Source organism: Pantoea sp. sgz302252 (genome assembly GCF_047713085.1).
GTDB lineage: Bacteria > Pseudomonadota > Gammaproteobacteria > Enterobacterales > Enterobacteriaceae > Scandinavium.
In genome coordinates this window covers 1-17,819 of record NZ_JBLFJW010000001.1, presented here as the reverse complement: position 1 = coordinate 17,819, position 17,819 = coordinate 1, and the positions used below count along the sequence as shown (strand labels likewise).

The following is a 17,819-nucleotide window of genomic DNA, read 5'->3' as shown; positions in this document are numbered from 1 at the left end:
ATGAGCCAACAGATTCGAACCGTGGCAGTGATTGGCAGTGGCACCATGGGGGCCGGCATTGCCGAAGTAGCGGCGATGGCGGGCCAGCAGGTGTTGTTGCACGACATCTCTGCCGAAGCGATGAGCCGTGCGATTGCCGCTTTGCGTAGCCGTCTGGAAGCGCGAGTGGCGAAGGGCAAACTCAGCGCTGAAGCCTGTGAGCGTGGGCTGGCGCGGATTGTTCCCGTTACTGATATTGCGGCGCTTGCTGCCGCTGATTTAGTGATTGAAGCCGCCGCCGAAAATCTCGACATCAAAAAGGCGCTGTTCACCCAGCTCGGCGAAATTTGCCAGCCACAAGCGTTGCTGACCAGTAACACCTCGTCGATTTCCATCACTGCAATTGCGGCAGGAGTGAAACACCCGGAACGCGTGGCGGGGCTGCACTTCTTTAACCCTGCTCCGGTGATGAAACTGGTGGAAGTGGTCAGTGGTGTTGCGACATCCGACGAAGTGGTGACTCAGCTCAGCCAGTGTGTGCTGGCGTGGGGCAAACAGCCGGTTCATTGTCAGTCTACGCCGGGGTTTATCGTCAACCGTGTGGCGCGTCCTTATTACGCCGAAGCGTGGCGAGCGCTGGAAGAGCAAGTGGCTGCACCCGAAGTGATTGATACCGCGTTACGCGAGGCAGGTCGTTTCCCGATGGGGCCGCTGGCTCTGACTGATCTGATTGGTCAGGACGTGAACTTCGCAGTGACTTGTTCCGTCTTCAATGCTTTCTGGCAGGAACGGCGTTTTCTGCCTTCGCTGGTGCAGCAAGAGCTGGTGCTGGCTGGGCGTTATGGTAAGAAAACCGGGCAGGGTGTTTATCGCTGGCCAGAAGGCGCTGCGGAAGTGGCTTTCTATCCGGATGTTCCTGCGCATTGCAAAGCCGCACAGACCAACAAAGAACGTGACGTTGTCACACTTGACGACGTGCTGTTACTCGAAACGACGGGTGAAACGGCTCAAGCTGCCGCTACGCGTTTACAACGGCCTGTTGTGGTGATGGACCGCAGTGAGAGTGACGTGGTGGTGATTGCCGCCGCAGCGAGTAACCGCCTGGAAGAGAGCGAGAAAGCGATTTACTGGCTGCAACAGCAGGGGAAAAAAGTACTGCTGGTCGCGGATTATCCGGGGCTGCTGGTGTGGCGCACCGTGGCGATGCTGGTTAATGAAGCGCTGGATGCGCTGCAAAAAGGCGTTGCCAGCGAAGCAGACATCAATATCGCGATGCGCCTTGGTGTGAATTACCCGCGTGGGCCACTGCAATGGGGTGAACTGCTGGGCTGGCAGCGCGTGCTCGAAGTGCTGGAGAATCTGCAACGTCATTACGGCGAAGAGCGTTATCGCCCTTGTTCCCTGCTGCGCCAGCGTGCGCTTCTGGAGAGTAGCTATGAGTCCTGATAACGCCTGGCATAACGCCCGCGTGATGTACGAAAAAGATACCTGCGCACAGGCGCTCGGCATCGACATCATCGAGATGGACGAAGGGTTTGCGGTGCTGACCATGACCGTGACGCCGCAAATGCTCAACGGCCATCAAACCTGCCACGGCGGGCAGTTGTTCTCGCTGGCAGACACCGCTTTTGCTTATGCCTGCAACAGCCAGGGGCTGGCCGCGGTAGCTTCGGCCTGCAACATCGATTTTCTGCGTCCGGGCTTTGCCGGGGACAAGCTCACCGCCACTGCGCGGGTGAAGCATCAGGGCAAACTGACCGGCGTGTACGACATTGAGATAGTCAACCAACAACAAAAAACTGTCGCCCTGTTTCGCGGGAAATCACACCGCATCGGTGGCAGCGTAACAGGAGAAGCCTGATGCGTGACGCATTTATCTGTGAAGGTGTTCGTACCCCGGTGGGTCGCTATGGCGGCGCGTTGTCCAGCGTTAGGGCGGACGATCTGGCGGCTGTGCCTTTGCGCGCGCTGCTGGCTCGCTTGCCGCAACTGGATGCGGAACGTATCGATGATGTGATTTTCGGCTGTGCCAACCAGGCGGGCGAAGATAACCGCAACGTGGCACGTATGGCAGCGTTGTTGGCCGGGCTGCCTCAGTCCGTTTCTGGCACCACCATTAACCGTTTGTGTGGTTCCGGGCTGGATGCAATCGGCTTTGCCGCTCGTGCGATTAAAGCGGGTGATGCTGATTTGCTGATTGCCGGGGGCGTGGAATCTATGTCTCGCGCACCGTTTGTGATGGGCAAAGCTACGACGCCGTTCCAGCGTCAGGCAGAGATGTTCGATACCACTATCGGCTGGCGTTTTGTGAACCCGCTCATGCAGCAACAATTTGGTACTGACAGCATGCCGGAAACGGCGGAGAATGTAGCTGAATTGTTAAAAATAAGCCGTGCCGATCAGGATGCGTTTGCCTTCCGTAGCCAGCAGCGCACGGCCATCGCTCAGCAGAGCGGCATTCTGGCGCAGGAAATTGTGCCGGTCAGCGTGAAGGGTAAAAAGGGCGCGGTGACGGAAGTTTCAGAAGATGAACATCCTCGCGCTGACACTACGCTGGAGCAGCTTGCCGCCCTGAAAGCGCCATTCCGTGCGAACGGGGTGATCACTGCAGGTAATGCATCTGGTGTGAACGATGGTGCGGCGGCGGTAATTATCGCAAGCGTTGAGATGGCGAAACTGCAAGGCTTAACGCCGCGTGCACGCATTGTGGCGATGGCAACCGCAGGTGTAGAACCACGCCTGATGGGGCTTGGCCCGGTGCCTGCCACCCGCAAAGTGCTGGAACGTGCTGGCCTGAGCATTAACGATATGGACGTCATCGAGCTGAACGAGGCGTTTGCCGCCCAGGCGCTCGGTGTCCTGAGACAACTGGGGTTACCGGATGATGCCCCGCATGTAAACCCCAACGGTGGGGCCATCGCTTTAGGCCATCCGTTGGGCATGAGTGGTGCCCGACTGGCGCTTGCCGCCAGCAATGAACTGCACCGTCGCGGCGGGCGTTACGCCCTTTGCACGATGTGTATCGGTGTGGGTCAGGGCATTGCCATGATCCTGGAGCGCGTGTGAGCTGATTAACCTGCGAGTACCCTACAATGACATCAACAAAATTAGACCCAATCGAAACCGCGTCCGTTGATGAACTTCAGGCCCTGCAAACCCAACGCCTGAAATGGACGCTGAAACACGCTTACGACAATGTGCCAATGTACCGCCGCAAGTTTGACGAGGCGGGCGTACACCCTGATGATTTTAAACAACTGAGCGATATCCAGAAATTCCCGTGCACCACCAAGCAGGATTTGCGCGATAACTATCCGTTCGACACCTTCGCGGTGCCGATGGAGCAGATTGTCCGCATTCATGCTTCATCGGGCACAACCGGGAAGCCAACCGTGGTCGGTTATACCCAGAATGATATCGATACCTGGGCCAATATTGTCGCTCGTTCTCTGCGTGCCGCAGGTGGCAGCGCAAAAGACAAAATTCATGTGGCTTACGGTTATGGCCTGTTTACCGGCGGCCTGGGCGCACACTACGGCGCAGAGCGTTTGGGCGCGACGGTTATCCCAATGTCTGGTGGCCAAACCGAGAAACAGGCGCAGCTGATTCGTGATTTTAAACCCGACATGATCATGGTGACGCCGTCCTACTGCCTGAACCTGATTGAAGAACTGGAACGTCAAATGGGCGGTGACGCCAGCCAGTGCTCGCTGCGCGTAGGCGTGTTCGGCGCGGAGCCATGGACCATGGCAATGCGCAAGGAAATTGAGCGTCGTCTGGGCATTACCGCGCTGGATATCTACGGTCTGTCCGAAGTGATGGGGCCGGGCGTGGCGATGGAATGTATCGACACCGCAGACGGCCCAACCATCTGGGAAGACCATTTCTACCCGGAAATCGTCAATCCAAACGATGGCACACCGCTGGCCGATGGTGAGCAGGGCGAACTGTTGTTCACCACGCTGACAAAAGAAGCATTGCCGGTTATCCGCTATCGCACCCGCGACCTGACGCGCCTGCTGCCAGGCACCGCGCGTACGATGCGCCGCATGGATCGCATCAGCGGACGCAGCGACGACATGCTGATCATCCGCGGCGTGAACGTCTTCCCGTCACAACTGGAAGAAGAGATCGTCAAGTTCGAGCACCTGTCGCCGCACTACCAGCTGGAAGTGAACCGTCGTGGTCATCTCGATTCGCTGTCAGTCAAAGTCGAACTGAAAGAAAGCAGCCTGTCGCTGACTCATGAACAGCGCTGCCAGGTATGCCACCAGTTGCGTCATCGTATTAAGTCGATGGTCGGTATTTCCACCAACGTGATGATCGTCAACTGCGGCAGTATTTCGCGTTCTGAAGGCAAAGCCTGCCGCGTGTTTGACCTGCGTAAAGTGGCGGCCAACGGCTGATTATGCGAGTGATTGCCGGGCGGCACGGTGTTTGCCCGGCCTACAAAATACCGCAGGCCCTGCAAGCGAAGCGCCGCCGGGCAAGGCTGTGCTATGATTCATCAAGGATGAAAATAACAACAGAATGAATCAGATGAGTAAACTCGATACCTTTATCCAGCAGGCCGTCGCGGCCGTGCCCATCAGCGGAACGTCTTTAATCTCCTCTCTCTATGGTGACGCATTATCCCATCGTGGCGGAGAAATCTGGCTTGGTAGCCTGACAGCCTTGCTCGAAGGACTGGGCTTTGGCGATCGCTTCGTCCGCACCTCTCTGTTTCGACTCAATAAAGAAGGCTGGCTGGATGTCGACCGAATCGGAAGACGCAGTTTTTATCGCTTAAGCGACAAAGGCTTGCGGCTCACGCGGCGGGCAGAAGGCAAAATTTACCGCGCTGAACCCCCAGCCTGGGACGGCACCTGGCTTCTTTTACTGTCTGAAGGCCTCGATAAAACCACGCTTGCGGATGTCAAAAAACAGCTGATCTGGCAGGGATTTGGCACGTTAGCCCCAAGTCTGATGGCGTCACCCTCGCAGAAACTGGCGGATGTTCAGGCATTGCTGCATGAAGCGGGTGTCGCCGATAACGTGATTTGCTTTGAAGCACAGTCGCCGCTGGCGACATCGGTCAGTGCATTGCGTGCGCGAGTAGAAGAGTGCTGGCAACTGACCGAACAAAACCATCTGTATGAAAATTTCATTAATACGTTCCGACCACTGTTACCGCTGTTGCGTGATGCAACCCCGCAGGAGCTAACGCCTGAACGCTGTTTTGCTATTCAACTGTTAGCCATCCATCTCTATCGGCGGGTGATCCTCAAAGATCCGTTATTGCCGGAAGAGCTACTGCCTGCGCATTGGGTGGGGCAGGCGGCGCGTCAGCTCTGCATCAACATTTACCAGAGTGTGGCCGCAGGAGCGTTGGCGTGGGTAAGCGAAAAAGGGGAAACCTCTGTCGGGCCATTACCTCAGCCCGCGTCGCCGTTTTATCAGCGTTTCGGTGGTCTGAACCTCAAATAAGGAGCGCAAATGCCTGTTTATCAGATTGATGGCTTAACGCCTGTGGTGCCAGAAGAAAGCTACGTGCATCCGACTGCGGTGTTGATTGGCGATGTGATCCTCGGCAAAGGCGTGTACGTTGGCCCGAATGCCAGCCTGCGTGGTGATTTTGGCCGCATCGTGGTGAAGGACGGCGCGAATATTCAGGATAATTGTGTGATGCACGGTTTCCCGGAGCAGGACACGGTAGTGGAAGAGGACGGTCACATCGGCCATAGCGCGATATTGCATGGCTGCGTGATACGCCGTAATGCGCTGGTCGGCATGAATGCGGTGGTGATGGATGGGGCGGTCATCGGCGAGAACAGCATTGTCGGCGCGGCGGCCTTTGTGAAAGCGAAGGCTGAGATGCCCGCGAACTATCTCATCGTCGGCAGCCCGGCTAAAGCCATTCGTGCGTTGAGCAGTCAGGAAATTGAATGGAAGAAACGCGGGACGCGCGAATATCAGGTGCTGGTCGAGCGCTGCAAGATGACGATGCATCAGGTTGAGCCACTGCGTGAGGTGGAAGAAGGGCGCCAGCGTCTGACTTTTGATGAAAATCTGAGACCCAAATCAGCGAGCTAAAAGAAGTTGGCCCTCCTCTTGCGAAGAGGGCCAGAACGGGTGTCTGTGATGCTGCCCAAACCTTGCTCATTAAGACGCGGGGAGTGCTCCCCGCGTTGTCAGTCACTTCCTCAAATCGCAAGCTAACACGGCTTTGAACTCCATACCACGCTCTTTGACGCTTAGCTCACAGAGCGTTTCGCGAACCATCAGCGTGAACATCAATACTGTGAAACACAGCACAATGATTGCCACAAGGGCGTATTTTGTCAGCATGTTATTGCCTCCGTGCTTTGGAAGGACTAACATCCAACTTGCGAGGGTTGGAATGTTAGTCCCCCAGGTGGATAGAAATATCTCCTGGGGTTTTTAACTTTCCGGCCTCATGCAAGTCCTGCTTATCCCATGTCTGAGACCAGACAGCCTCAAACACCCGCCGCAATACTAAGCTTCTTTGTTGTAAGTTACAGACAGACATGCCGAATTCACGAGCAGGCTCGTAATTCTTCGTAGAGATTAGGAATTTGACGGGGAAAAAAGCCCCCCCACCGGGCGGTGAGAGGGGAGAATCTTAGGCTGCAACCAGGCTGTTGATGGCGGCTTTAGCGTCAGACTGCGCTTTTGCTGCCACTTCAGGACCGTACCCCATGCCTTCCGCGAACACGAAGTTCACGTCGGTGATGCCGATGAAGCCCAGGAACAGCTTCATATACGGTGCCAGCAGATCAGTTGGGGTATCTTTATGGATGCCGCCACGGCTGGACACCACGATAGCGCGTTTGCCTTTCACCAGACCTTCCGGGCCGTTTTCGGTATAGTTGAATGTCACACCAGCGCGTGCCACCAGGTCGAAGTAGTTTTTCAACTGAGTAGGGATGTTGAAGTTGTACATCGGGGCTGCAATCACAACCACGTCGTGTGCCTGAAGTTCAGCAACCAGCTCATCGGACAGCGCCAGCGCTTCCTGCTGACGTGGGGACAGTGGCGCATCGCCTGGACGCAGAGCGCCTACCAGTTCGCCATCCAGGACTGGAATTGGCTGTGCGGCCAGGTCGCGAACGGTAATCTGATCTGCCGGGTGTTTTTCAGCCCACTGATCAACAAAATAATCAGTCAGCTGACCAGACTGAGAGTACCCTGCCAGAATACTGGATTTGAGAACTAATACCTTGCTCATGGGTGTTTCCTTATATGAGATTGACGGGCCCGTGCCCTGTTGCTTGATGACACTCTATTCACAATCCTGCCGCAGGGATAGCGCAATATATCGAAGCCTTTGTTCAAATTTATTGATGAAGGAAAGCGACGCAGCGATGTGGTACTCTAACACTCATGAAAACAGAGACATTTTTCCGGCAGTGTGCTGCCCGATAACGCTATGACAGAACAACAGAAAATCACCTTCTCTCAGCTTCATCATCAACTGGACGGTCTGATGCTGCGCGATAAAACGCGTTTTTCCCGTCGGTTGCAGGGCGTGAAGAAGGTTAAAAATCCTGAATCACAACAGGCCATTTTGCAGGAGATGGCCCAGGAAATCTCTCAGGCGGCAGGGAAGGTTGTGCTGCGTGAAGCGGCGCGGCCGGAGATAACCTACCCGGAAAACCTGCCTGTCAGCCAGAAAAAACAGGACATCCTTAACGCTGTTCGCGACAACCAGGTGGTGATCGTTGCCGGTGAAACGGGGTCCGGGAAAACCACTCAGCTGCCGAAAATTTGTATGGAGCTCGGGCGTGGTGTGAAAGGGTTGATTGGTCATACCCAGCCACGTCGTCTGGCGGCCAGAACCGTCGCCAACCGTATTGCCGAAGAGCTGCAAACGGAGCCGGGCGGCTGTATCGGCTATAAAGTCCGCTTTAGCGATCACGTCAGCGACAACACGATGGTCAAGCTGATGACCGACGGTATTCTGCTGGCGGAAATCCAGCAGGATCGCCTGCTGATGCAGTACGACACCCTCATCATTGATGAAGCCCACGAACGCAGCCTGAACATCGATTTCCTGTTGGGTTATCTGAAAGAGCTGCTGCCGCGTCGCCCTGATCTGAAAATTATTATCACCTCGGCGACTATCGATCCGCAGCGTTTCTCAAAACATTTCAATAACGCGCCGATAATCGAAGTGTCGGGCCGTACATACCCGGTAGACGTTCGGTATCGTCCGATTGTCGAAGACGCTGATGATACTGAGCGCGATCAGTTGCAGGCCATTTTTGATGCAGTCGATGAACTGGGCAACGAGAGCCCAGGCGATATCCTGATCTTCATGAGCGGTGAACGTGAAATTCGTGACACCGCGGACGCATTAAGTAAGCGCGACCTTCGCCACACGGAAATCCTGCCGCTGTATGCCCGCTTATCCAACAGTGAGCAGAACCGCGTGTTCCAGTCGCACAGCGGGCGCCGTATCGTGCTGGCGACCAACGTCGCAGAAACCTCGCTGACCGTGCCGGGCATCAAGTATGTGATTGATCCCGGTACGGCGCGTATCAGCCGTTACAGCTATCGCACTAAGGTACAGCGCCTGCCGATTGAACCTGTTTCGCAGGCATCCGCGAACCAGCGTAAGGGCCGCTGTGGGCGTGTTTCCGAAGGTATCTGTATTCGCCTTTATTCGGAAGATGACTTCCTGTCGCGTCCGGAATTTACCGATCCGGAAATTTTGCGTACCAACCTGGCGTCCGTCATTCTGCAAATGACAGCGCTGGGTCTGGGGGATATCGGCGCGTTCCCGTTTGTTGAAGCGCCCGATAAGCGCAACATCCAGGACGGTGTGCGTCTTCTGGAAGAATTAGGCGCGATTACGACCGATGAGCAACAAACGGTCTATAAACTGACGACGATGGGCCGCCAGTTAAGCCAGCTTCCGGTTGACCCACGTCTGGCGCGAATGGTGCTGGAAGCGCAGAAACACGGCTGTGTGCGTGAAGCGATGATCATCACTTCAGCGCTTTCGATTCAGGATCCTCGTGAGCGTCCGATGGACAAACAGCAGGCTTCTGACGAAAAACATCGTCGCTTCCACGACAAAGAGTCTGACTTCCTCGCCTTTGTGAACCTGTGGAAATATCTCGGCGAGCAGCAAAAAGCGCTCTCTTCAAACCAGTTCCGCCGCCTGTGTCGTACAGATTATCTGAACTACTTACGCGTACGTGAATGGCAGGATATTTACACCCAATTGCGCCAGGTGGTGAAAGAGCTCGGCATTCCTGTGAACAGCGAACCGGCTGAGTACCGTGAAATTCACGTCGCGCTACTGGCGGGCTTGCTCTCGCACATCGGTATGAAAGATGCCGATAAGCAGGAATTTACCGGCGCGCGTAACGCTCGTTTCTCCATCTTCCCGGGCTCCGGTTTATTCAAGAGGCCCCCGAAATGGACCATGGTGGCCGAACTGGTGGAAACCAGCCGCCTGTGGGGCCGAATTGCGGCACGTATCGATCCGGAATGGGTTGAGCCGGTCGCCCAGCATCTGATCAAACGTTCTTACAGTGAACCGCACTGGGAACGTGCGCAGGGCGCAGTAATGGCGACGGAAAAAGTCACTGTTTACGGCCTGCCGATTGTGGCGGCTCGTAAGGTGAACTACAGCCAGATTGATCCGGCACTTTGTCGTGAACTGTTTATCCGCCATGCGCTGGTGGAAGGCGACTGGCAGACTCGCCACGCCTTTTTCCGCGACAACCTCAAGTTGCGCGCTGAAGTGGAAGAGCTGGAACACAAATCCCGCCGCCGCGACATTCTGGTGGACGATGAGTCGCTGTTTGAGTTTTACGATCAGCGCATCAGCCACGAGGTTATTTCAGCTCGCCACTTCGACAACTGGTGGAAAACCGCCAGCCGTGAAACGCCGGATCTGCTCAATTTTGAAAAGAGCATGCTGATTAAAGAAGGCGCGGAAAATGTCAGTAAGCTCGACTACCCGAACTTCTGGCATCAGGGCAATCTCAAACTGCGTCTGAGCTATCAGTTTGAGCCAGGCGCCGACGCCGATGGCGTCACAGTGCATATTCCGTTGCCGTTACTGAATCAGGTCGAAGAGGCCGGTTTCGAATGGCAAATCCCTGGTTTGCGTCGTGAACTGATCATCGCGCTGATTAAGTCATTGCCAAAACCGGTGCGCCGCAACTTTGTACCGGCGCCGAATTACGCTGAAGCATTCCTTGGCCGCGCAACGCCGCTGGAATTACCGTTACTCGATTCAATGGAACGCGAATTGCGTCGTATGACGGGCGTTACCATTGACCGTGAAGACTGGCACTGGGATCAGGTGCCCGATCACCTGAAAGTCACCTTCCGGGTGGTGGATGATAAAAACAAGAAACTGCAGGAAGGACGCGACCTGACAGCATTGAGAGACGGCCTGAAAGGGAAGGTTCAGGAAACCCTCTCCGCGGTGGCTGACGACGGTATTGAACAGAGCGGTTTGCATCTGTGGAGCTTTGGCACGTTACAAGAGAGCTACGAACAGAAACGCGGTAACTACAAAGTGAAAGCGTGGCCAGCGCTGGTGGATGAACGCGACAGCGTGGCGATCAAACTGTTTGATAACCCGCTGGAGCAGCAGCAGGCGATGTGGCGTGGCTTGCGCCGTTTGCTGTTGCTGAACATTCCGTCGCCAATTAAATATCTGCATGAAAAGCTGCCCAACAAGGCCAAGCTGGGGCTTTATTTCAACCCGTACGGTAAAGTGCTGGATTTGATAGATGACTGCATCTCTTGCGGCGTCGATAAGCTGATTGACGAAGCAGGCGGCCCGGTGTGGACAGAAGAGAACTTTGCGAAGCTGCACGATAAAGTGCGCGCAGAACTCAACGACACAGTGGTGGATATTGCGAAGCAGGTCGAACAAATTCTGACGGCTGTGTTCAACATCAACAAGCGCCTGAAAGGGCGTGTTGATATGACCATGGCGCTAGGCTTGTCCGACGTGAAAGCGCAAATGGCCGGGCTGGTGTATCGCGGGTTCGTTACCGGCAACGGCTTTAAACGGCTTGGCGATACGCTGCGTTATCTGAATGCGATTGAGAAACGGCTGGAAAAACTGGCTGTCGATCCGCACCGTGATCGCGCGCAAATGCTGAAGGTCGAAAGCGTACAGCAGGCCTGGCAACAGTGGCTGAACAAGCTGCCGCCAGCGCGCCGTGACGATGCCGATGTGCAGGAGATCCGCTGGATGATTGAAGAGCTGCGAGTCAGCTACTTTGCGCAACAGTTGGGGACACCGTATCCGATTTCCGACAAGCGTATTTTGCAGGCGATGGAGCCGATTAGCGGGTAATGGTGTTTCCTGGTGGACGATGCCGGGTGGCGGTTGCCGCTACCCGGCTTTTCTACAGCGATCGTAGTTTTTGCATAATTGGACCAGACTTGAAGTGTCCCCTTTACAAGACCAACCGCCTTCCGGCGGCTGGTAAAGACTGGCTGGGGGGGGGGGGACATTATCGCAGAAAGGTGGCGATTTATCTTAACGACATTCCCTTGAATTTTGCCGGCGAGTCAACCAGCACTCCGTCTGCACCCAGTTTTTTAGCCTGCTGGTAATCGTCCTGATTATTGACGCCAAATAAGATGACCCGAGCATTGCGATCTTTTTTAAAGCAGTCAAACGCCTCTTTATTCCACTCCAGTACTGATTTCGATATGCCTTCGCCAAGGGTGAATTTTTCGATAACTTGCACCTCTCTGCGCAGCTCGAAACCGTACCATATTGCCTTATCTTTGCTGTTGTCGTTCAGAGTACAAATATGGTGCATTGTAATATTTGCCAGCGCTGTCCTCGTCATATCACGGCTGGCGAAGCGAGGAATGCTGTCAGGCAGTGCATCAAGATATTTCGCATCAGTGGAATATACCCGTACCCGGTTCAGCGCCCGGTATTTTCCCAGCGTGGCAGAAAGCGCAGCGGCAAATTGTTGAGGGGAGGCATCCGGTGATTTTATGTCGAGATAAAAGAATGTCGTGGGCCATTTTTTTAATACTTCATCAAGCGTAGGGATGGTCACGCCTTTTCCTCGCAGAGGAAAATCAGGGGGAGCATAATGCCAGGCTGCATCGGCTTGCTGTAAATCTGAAACAGAATGCGACGACACCGGACCTTTGAGTGATGTCAGTGAAGCGAGATCTGACGGACGATAGAGAACAATCTTGCCATCTTTGCTGAGCTGTAATGTTACCCATATAGCTTCGGCACCATTATCGATAGATTTCTGAATGACCCAGGCTGTATTTTCCGGGCCGTCGCCGGTACCTCCCCGGTGCGCAATGATAGTCGGGTTGGCGGCCTGAGCCACTGTTGACAAAGATAATATTCCGCAGGTAAGAAGCAATGTTGTGAAACGAGACATCGAGTTTCCTTACTGTAATAAACAGAGATGATGAAGTGATAGTGAAAATAACATCTACTCTTTAAGCTACAATAAAATTATCGCTATTTAATTGAAGCCGGGATAGCCTGGCAGAGAATACAGAAAAAAAACATAATTATTTTCTCCAGCACTTTCGGTATTCCAGCCGCGGTGTTTTTTGCTGCTGAGGAAAGTCGAGAAAAATGGTTGAAAGGAGGAAGTGGCCTCCCAGGTAAACACTTCTTTGCGGATCATCATTTTCTCCCTGTACCCATGTTAAGCCAAACTGGCAGTCATCTACGCCAATCTGTCACCCGCACCTGGCTGGTGCTTCCCATAGACCCTGGACGGAAAGAACGGTAATGAGCTTCTTTTTCGCCGTTACCAGATGCGGATCCCTCATTTTTGAGGCATAACGCCTTGCGGTGGCATTTTCAGCGAGTTCCTTTGTCGGTGTGCGTCGCGGGTGTTACCCTGAACAGCAATTTGATAAAAGAAGGGAGCATTATGCTGACGACCTTTCCTCATTTGAATGAAGACACGCTGAGTGCCGCGAACTGCGTAGGTGAGTGGCTGGCACAGAACGATTTTGCCACGCCACCTGTCAATGTTGAGGCCGATCTGGTGGTGCTGGCAGGGAATGCCGTGATGCCGACGATTGATGCAGCTTGCCGACTGGCGGCGGAAAACCGCACGTTGCTGATAAGCGGCGGCATTGGGCACTCCACCACGTTTCTCTATGCGGCCGTTGCCCGTCATCCACGTTACAACATACTTCGTACTACCGCTCGGGCAGAAGCCTCGATTCTGGCGGATATTGCTCATCAGTACTGGAATATTCCCCTTGATCGCATCGTGGTGGAAGACCGCTCCACCAACTGCGGCGAAAATGCCCGTTTCACCCGTGAAGTGATGGAACAGTGCGGAATCACATGTCGGAACGGCATTGTGGTGCAGGACCCGACCATGCAGCGCAGAACCATGGCGACTTTTGCACACGTGTGGCAGGACGACCCCCAGGCACCGCAATGGCGTAGCTATCCAGGCTATCTGCCGGTGCTGCGTAACGCCACTCACGGGCTGACTTTTACCGATGAAGCCGATGCTGTCTGGCCGGTGGAACGCTATTTGTCACTGCTGCTGGGTGAACTGCCGCGTTTGCTTGATGATGAAAACGGCTACGGCCCGCGTGGCAAAGGGTTTATTGCCCACGTCTATATCCCCGACAGCGTGATGGCGGCCTGGCAAACCCTGCGAGAAGATTCACTGCTGCGTGAGGCGCTCACCAGTCGTTCACTGCTGTAAAAACCCGACATGAAATGCCCGTTTGCGACAGAAACAACGCAAACGGGCAAAACGTGTTACGGAATTGTTTAAGCTGAATCGCGTCCATGCGCCTTCTTTTATGATATATCTCACAAATACAGCATCATAGGGTAGGAGTTTGCCCCCGTAAATCTCGATATTTAACATTAAGTTTACTTGTTAAAAACGATGCATTTACAGGAGCGATTCATGACGGCACCCGTACAACACCCAATGTATATCGATGGTCAGTTTGTATCCTGGCAGGGCGACAACTGGATTGATGTGGTCAACCCTTCCACTGAGGCGATCCTCTCCCGCATCCCTGACGGTTCCGCCAAAGAAGCGCAACAGGCGATTGACGCGGCAGAACGCGCTCAGCCCGCCTGGGAAGCGCTGCCAGCCATTGAGCGCGCTGGTTGGTTACGTAAAATTGCTGCCGGTATTCGTGAACGCGCCGCCGAAATCAGTTCGCTGATTGTCGCGGAAGGCGGCAAAATTCAGCAACTGGCTGAAGTGGAAGTGTTCTTCACCGCCGATTACCTTGATTACATGTCTGAGTGGGCACGCCGCTACGAAGGGGAAATTCTGCAAAGCGATCGCCCGGGCGAAAACATCTTTGTCTTCAAACGCGCGTTGGGCGTGACCACCGGCATTCTGCCGTGGAACTTCCCGTTCTTCCTGATTGCCCGCAAACTGGCTCCTGCGCTTATCACCGGCAACACCATCGTGATTAAGCCAAGCGAATTCACGCCAAACAACGCGATTGCATTTGCGCAAATTGTGCATGAAATCGGTCTGCCAAAAGGTGTCTTCAACCTGGTGTTGGGTCGCGGCGAAACCGTCGGTCAGGAACTGGCGGGTAACCCGAAAGTGGCGATGGTCAGCATGACCGGCAGCGTGGGCGCAGGTGAGAAAATCATGACCGCTGCCGCTAAAAACATCACCAAAGTGTGCCTGGAACTTGGCGGCAAAGCACCCGCCATTGTGCTGGATGACGCGAATCTCGATCTGGCGGTGAAAGCCATTGTCGACTCCCGTGTGATCAACACCGGGCAGGTTTGTAACTGTGCAGAACGCGTCTATGTGCAGAAAGGGATTTACGATCAGTTCGTAAATCGTCTGGGCGAAGCGATGAAAGCCGTACAGTTTGGTGACCCGGCCCAGCGGAATGACATCGCCATGGGGCCATTGATCAACGCTGCGGCGCTTGAACGTGTCGAACAGAAGGTCGCAAAAGCGGTTGAGCAGGGTGCGAAAGTGGTGCTTGGCGGTAAAGCGGTGGAAGGCAAAGGCTATTTCTATCCGCCGACGCTGCTGCTTGATGTGCGTCAGGACATGACCATCATGCACGAAGAAACCTTCGGCCCGGTTCTGCCTGTCGTGGCATTCGATACGCTGGACGAAGCGCTGGCGATGGCAAACGACAGTGATTATGGTCTGACGTCGTCGGTTTACACTCAGGATTTGAATAAGGCGATGAAAGCCATCAAAGGGCTGAAGTTCGGCGAAACGTACATCAACCGCGAAAACTTCGAAGCGATGCAGGGCTTCCATGCGGGCTGGCGTAAATCCGGTATTGGTGGCGCAGATGGCCGCCATGGCCTGGAAGAGTATCTCCAGACTCAGGTGGTTTACCTGCAATCCTGATGCCCAAACCTTACCGGGCCTACCTATCTCGCGTAGGCCGGGTAAGCGTCAGCGCCACCCGGCAATCAGCCACCCGGCAAAAAAACAAACGCTGTGCTACAAATTAGGGCTAACCTGAAAATGTCGAGGTTTGCCCGTGACTGAAAAAGTAAATGCCCAGTGCCACTGTGGAACCGTGAAGTTTACCGTTGAACTGGCGGATGGATTCAACACCATCAGACGCTGCAACTGTTCTTTTTGCCGGATGCGTGGGGCGGTTGTGGTTTCTGCGCCGCTGTCGGGGATAACCGTGACAGAAGGCAAAGACAAGCTTACGGAATATCGCTTCAACACTCATACCGCGGCCCATTATTTCTGTTCTGTCTGCGGGATTTACACCTTCCATCAGCGCCGTTCGAATCCCAACCAGTTTGGCGTCAATGTGGCTTGTCTCGAAGGCGTATCACCGTTTGATTTCCACGAAGTCACGGTCGCGGATGGTGTGAATCATCCCTCCGATGGCGGTGGGGGTACGGCAGGGATACTGCGTTATCACCCCGTAAAATAAGGGGCTGGCGTTAATCTGAAAAGCCTTAGTCACCGCGACATTCGGACTTAACGTAGCGAGCATATTGCTATGATCCCCTTTTAACGAGGTGATTATGGCAATAGCAAAAAACTGGTCTCCGGAATTAGAAGGCATGCGCGGGGTCGCATCGCTGTGGGTCTTTCTTGGGCATATCGCCCTGTTGGTTAACTGCAAAATCCCGATAATCGCGGTGCCGAAACTCGGCGTCGATTTGTTTATTTTGCTGTCCGGCTACCTGATGGCCAAAAACTATATTGAACGTCAGGACAAAGAGCCGTGGGGTGCCTGGCACACCATCAAAACCTTCTGGATGCGACGTTATTTCCGCATCGCGCCGCTGTATTACGTGATGCTGTTTATCGCACTCGTCAGCGGGCATTTTATGGGTGAGATGCGCCAGATTATCGGCGAGGCTTTTCCCTCCACCGTGACCGAAACGTCGCGCTACAGCGACATCTCATTCATGAATTTGCTCACCCACGTGACGTTTATCTTCGGCGATTTGCCGCAGTACGCCTATAACACCGCGCTGCCAGACTGGAGTATCGGGCTGGAAATGCAGTTTTACCTGTTGTTCCCGTTCATCATGCTGCTGACGATGCGTTGGGGTTTTGCGACGACGCTGGTGGTGTTGATGGGGCTGGTGGCATTAGGGCGCTATTTGCTGCCCGGTATGTACGAGGCGTTCCCGATGCCTTCGATGATCCTGATTAAACTGCATATGTTCATCGCCGGGATGCTAATGGCTGAAGCGGTGAGACAACGTCGTTTGCTGTTCATCGTACTGGCGCTGCTTGCCCCAGCCGTGAGCGCCATCATGAACATTCGCATGGATTCCGTGCAGATTTTCTTCGAAGCATTAATGATTGTCGGCATGACGGGCGTGCTGTGGCGCTATCCGCAGCCGGGCATCATGGCAAAAGTCTTCAGCGTGCCGCGTTGGTTGCTGAGTCATCGTCTGTTCACCTGGCTGGGCGATGTTTCCTATTCCGTGTATTTGCTGCATCTGCTGATTGTGATGCCGGTTATTGCCTTCCTGCTGAACCATTCCCCTATTGCGCAGCATTCGAGCGGAGCCCGTTATTTATTCACCGTGGGGATTTGCCTGCCCATCGTTTATTTGCTCGCCACGTTGCTTCATCGTTATATCGAAATGCGGGGCATTGCCCTGGGTAAACGTATTATCAAAAATCGCGCTGCCAACGAAAAGGCGCTTAACCTCTCTTAAAATAAATATCCTCCGGCATAGCCGGAGGTTTTTCATATGCGCCTATAAGGCTCTGTCACCAGCAGCGCCCTAACAGGCGCATCACGATCTGACATTTGCATCTATGGATTACTTACGGCCCGTAAACGGGCTACCCGGATAGGGGATCGACAACTGCTCACCCATTTTATCCTCTTCCAGTTGGTGCTTTATGTATTCCTGTATCCTGGTCGTATTTTTTCCAACCGTATCAACGTAATACCCTCGGCACCAAAACTCCCTGTTACGGTATTTGAACTTCAAATCCCCAAATTGCTCATAAAGCATCAGGCTACTCTTGCCCTTCAGGTACCCCATAAAAGCCGATACACTCATTTTCGGCGGGATCTCCAGAAGCATGTGGATGTGATCCACACAACATTCCGCTTCAAGAATATTCACGTTTTTCCATTCGCACAGCTTTCTTAAGATACTGCCTATCGCTTTGCGTTTTTCACCGTAGAACACCTGTCTTCGGTACTTCGGCGCAAAAACTATGTGATATTTACAGTTCCATCGGGTGTGCGCTAAGCTCTTTTCGTCCCTCATTGGGACCCCCTTTTGATTTCTTGTTGAATGTTTGCAGTTGCCAGACCGCAACCTGTTTTAACAAATCAAAAGGGGTTTTTAGAACCGACTCAAAGCTGAAAGCTTTACTGAACCCCCAGCCTAG

At 54.1% G+C, this 17,819-nt stretch carries 16 protein-coding genes; 11 read left to right on the top strand and 5 right to left on the bottom strand.

Going from position 1 to position 17,819, the window contains the following annotated elements; all coding sequences use genetic code 11:
• From paaH to paaY, 6 genes are all read left to right on the top strand, one after another.
• Window positions 1–1,425 (top strand): 3-hydroxyacyl-CoA dehydrogenase PaaH, encoded by a 1,425-nt coding sequence (gene paaH, locus ACLW56_RS00080; RefSeq protein WP_330981785.1) that lies wholly within the window; start codon window positions 1–3, stop codon window positions 1,423–1,425.
• On the top strand, window positions 1,415–1,840 hold the full coding sequence (paaI, locus tag ACLW56_RS00075) for a hydroxyphenylacetyl-CoA thioesterase PaaI (RefSeq protein ID WP_330981784.1): 426 nt from the start codon (window positions 1,415–1,417) through the stop codon (window positions 1,838–1,840). Before paaH ends, paaI begins: the two co-directional genes overlap by 11 nt.
• A complete protein-coding gene (pcaF, locus tag ACLW56_RS00070) occupies window positions 1,840–3,045 on the top strand; it encodes a 3-oxoadipyl-CoA thiolase (protein ID WP_330981783.1) in 1,206 nt (401 codons plus the stop codon). Before paaI ends, pcaF begins: the two co-directional genes overlap by 1 nt.
• Before the next feature lie 26 nt (window positions 3,046–3,071).
• Window positions 3,072–4,385: a phenylacetate--CoA ligase PaaK gene (paaK, locus tag ACLW56_RS00065; protein WP_330981782.1), complete on the top strand. Its 1,314-nt coding sequence runs from the start codon at window positions 3,072–3,074 to the stop codon at window positions 4,383–4,385.
• Window positions 4,386–4,509: 124 nt separating this feature from the next.
• Complete coding sequence (gene paaX, locus ACLW56_RS00060; RefSeq protein WP_330981781.1) at window positions 4,510–5,445, top strand: phenylacetic acid degradation operon negative regulatory protein PaaX; 936 nt, start codon at window positions 4,510–4,512, stop codon at window positions 5,443–5,445.
• A gap of 9 nt (window positions 5,446–5,454) precedes the next feature.
• The gene (gene paaY, locus ACLW56_RS00055; protein WP_330981780.1) at window positions 5,455–6,051 is read left to right on the top strand and encodes a phenylacetic acid degradation protein PaaY; all 597 of its coding nucleotides are present in this window, start codon (window positions 5,455–5,457) and stop codon (window positions 6,049–6,051) included.
• Window positions 6,052–6,153: 102 nt separating this feature from the next.
• On the opposite strand, the gene ACLW56_RS00050 is transcribed toward paaY, so the two are convergent.
• Both ACLW56_RS00050 and azoR read right to left on the bottom strand, forming a co-directional pair.
• On the bottom strand, window positions 6,154–6,306 hold the full coding sequence (locus tag ACLW56_RS00050; protein ID WP_330981779.1) for a Hok/Gef family protein: 153 nt from the start codon (window positions 6,304–6,306) through the stop codon (window positions 6,154–6,156).
• A gap of 295 nt (window positions 6,307–6,601) precedes the next feature.
• Complete coding sequence (gene azoR / locus ACLW56_RS00045) at window positions 6,602–7,207, bottom strand: FMN-dependent NADH-azoreductase (protein ID WP_330981778.1); 606 nt, start codon at window positions 7,205–7,207, stop codon at window positions 6,602–6,604.
• 201 nt (window positions 7,208–7,408) lie between these two features.
• Between azoR and hrpA the strand changes: the two genes are divergently transcribed.
• Window positions 7,409–11,311 carry an ATP-dependent RNA helicase HrpA gene (gene hrpA / locus ACLW56_RS00040; protein WP_330981777.1) on the top strand — a complete coding sequence of 1,301 codons (3,903 nt, stop codon included), beginning with the start codon at window positions 7,409–7,411 and terminating at the stop codon, window positions 11,309–11,311.
• A 181-nt stretch (window positions 11,312–11,492) separates the two neighbouring features.
• Here hrpA and ACLW56_RS00035 read toward each other — a convergent pair whose 3' ends face one another.
• Entirely contained in the window at window positions 11,493–12,377 is an 885-nt protein-coding gene (locus ACLW56_RS00035; RefSeq protein WP_330981776.1) for a glycerophosphodiester phosphodiesterase family protein, read from the bottom strand.
• Between the two features lie 87 nt (window positions 12,378–12,464).
• Window positions 12,465–12,632 (bottom strand): hypothetical protein, encoded by a 168-nt coding sequence (locus ACLW56_RS00030; protein WP_330981775.1) that lies wholly within the window; start codon window positions 12,630–12,632, stop codon window positions 12,465–12,467.
• 252 nt (window positions 12,633–12,884) lie between these two features.
• Here ACLW56_RS00030 and ACLW56_RS00025 point away from each other — a divergent pair, with 252 nt between their 5' ends.
• From ACLW56_RS00025 to ACLW56_RS00010, 4 genes are all read left to right on the top strand, one after another.
• A complete protein-coding gene (locus ACLW56_RS00025) occupies window positions 12,885–13,682 on the top strand; it encodes a YdcF family protein (RefSeq protein ID WP_330981774.1) in 798 nt (265 codons plus the stop codon).
• A 210-nt stretch (window positions 13,683–13,892) separates the two neighbouring features.
• Window positions 13,893–15,332: an aldehyde dehydrogenase gene (aldA, locus tag ACLW56_RS00020; RefSeq protein ID WP_330981773.1), complete on the top strand. Its 1,440-nt coding sequence runs from the start codon at window positions 13,893–13,895 to the stop codon at window positions 15,330–15,332.
• 136 nt (window positions 15,333–15,468) lie between these two features.
• Window positions 15,469–15,879 (top strand): GFA family protein, encoded by a 411-nt coding sequence (locus tag ACLW56_RS00015; RefSeq protein WP_330981772.1) that lies wholly within the window; start codon window positions 15,469–15,471, stop codon window positions 15,877–15,879.
• Between the two features lie 94 nt (window positions 15,880–15,973).
• Window positions 15,974–17,128, top strand: coding sequence for an acyltransferase (locus ACLW56_RS00010; RefSeq protein ID WP_330981771.1), 1,155 nt, complete (start codon window positions 15,974–15,976; stop codon window positions 17,126–17,128).
• Between the two features lie 108 nt (window positions 17,129–17,236).
• On the opposite strand, the gene tnpA is transcribed toward ACLW56_RS00010, so the two are convergent.
• On the bottom strand, window positions 17,237–17,695 hold the full coding sequence (gene tnpA / locus ACLW56_RS00005; RefSeq protein WP_330981770.1) for an IS200/IS605 family transposase: 459 nt from the start codon (window positions 17,693–17,695) through the stop codon (window positions 17,237–17,239).
• Window positions 17,696–17,819 lie beyond the last annotated feature (124 nt).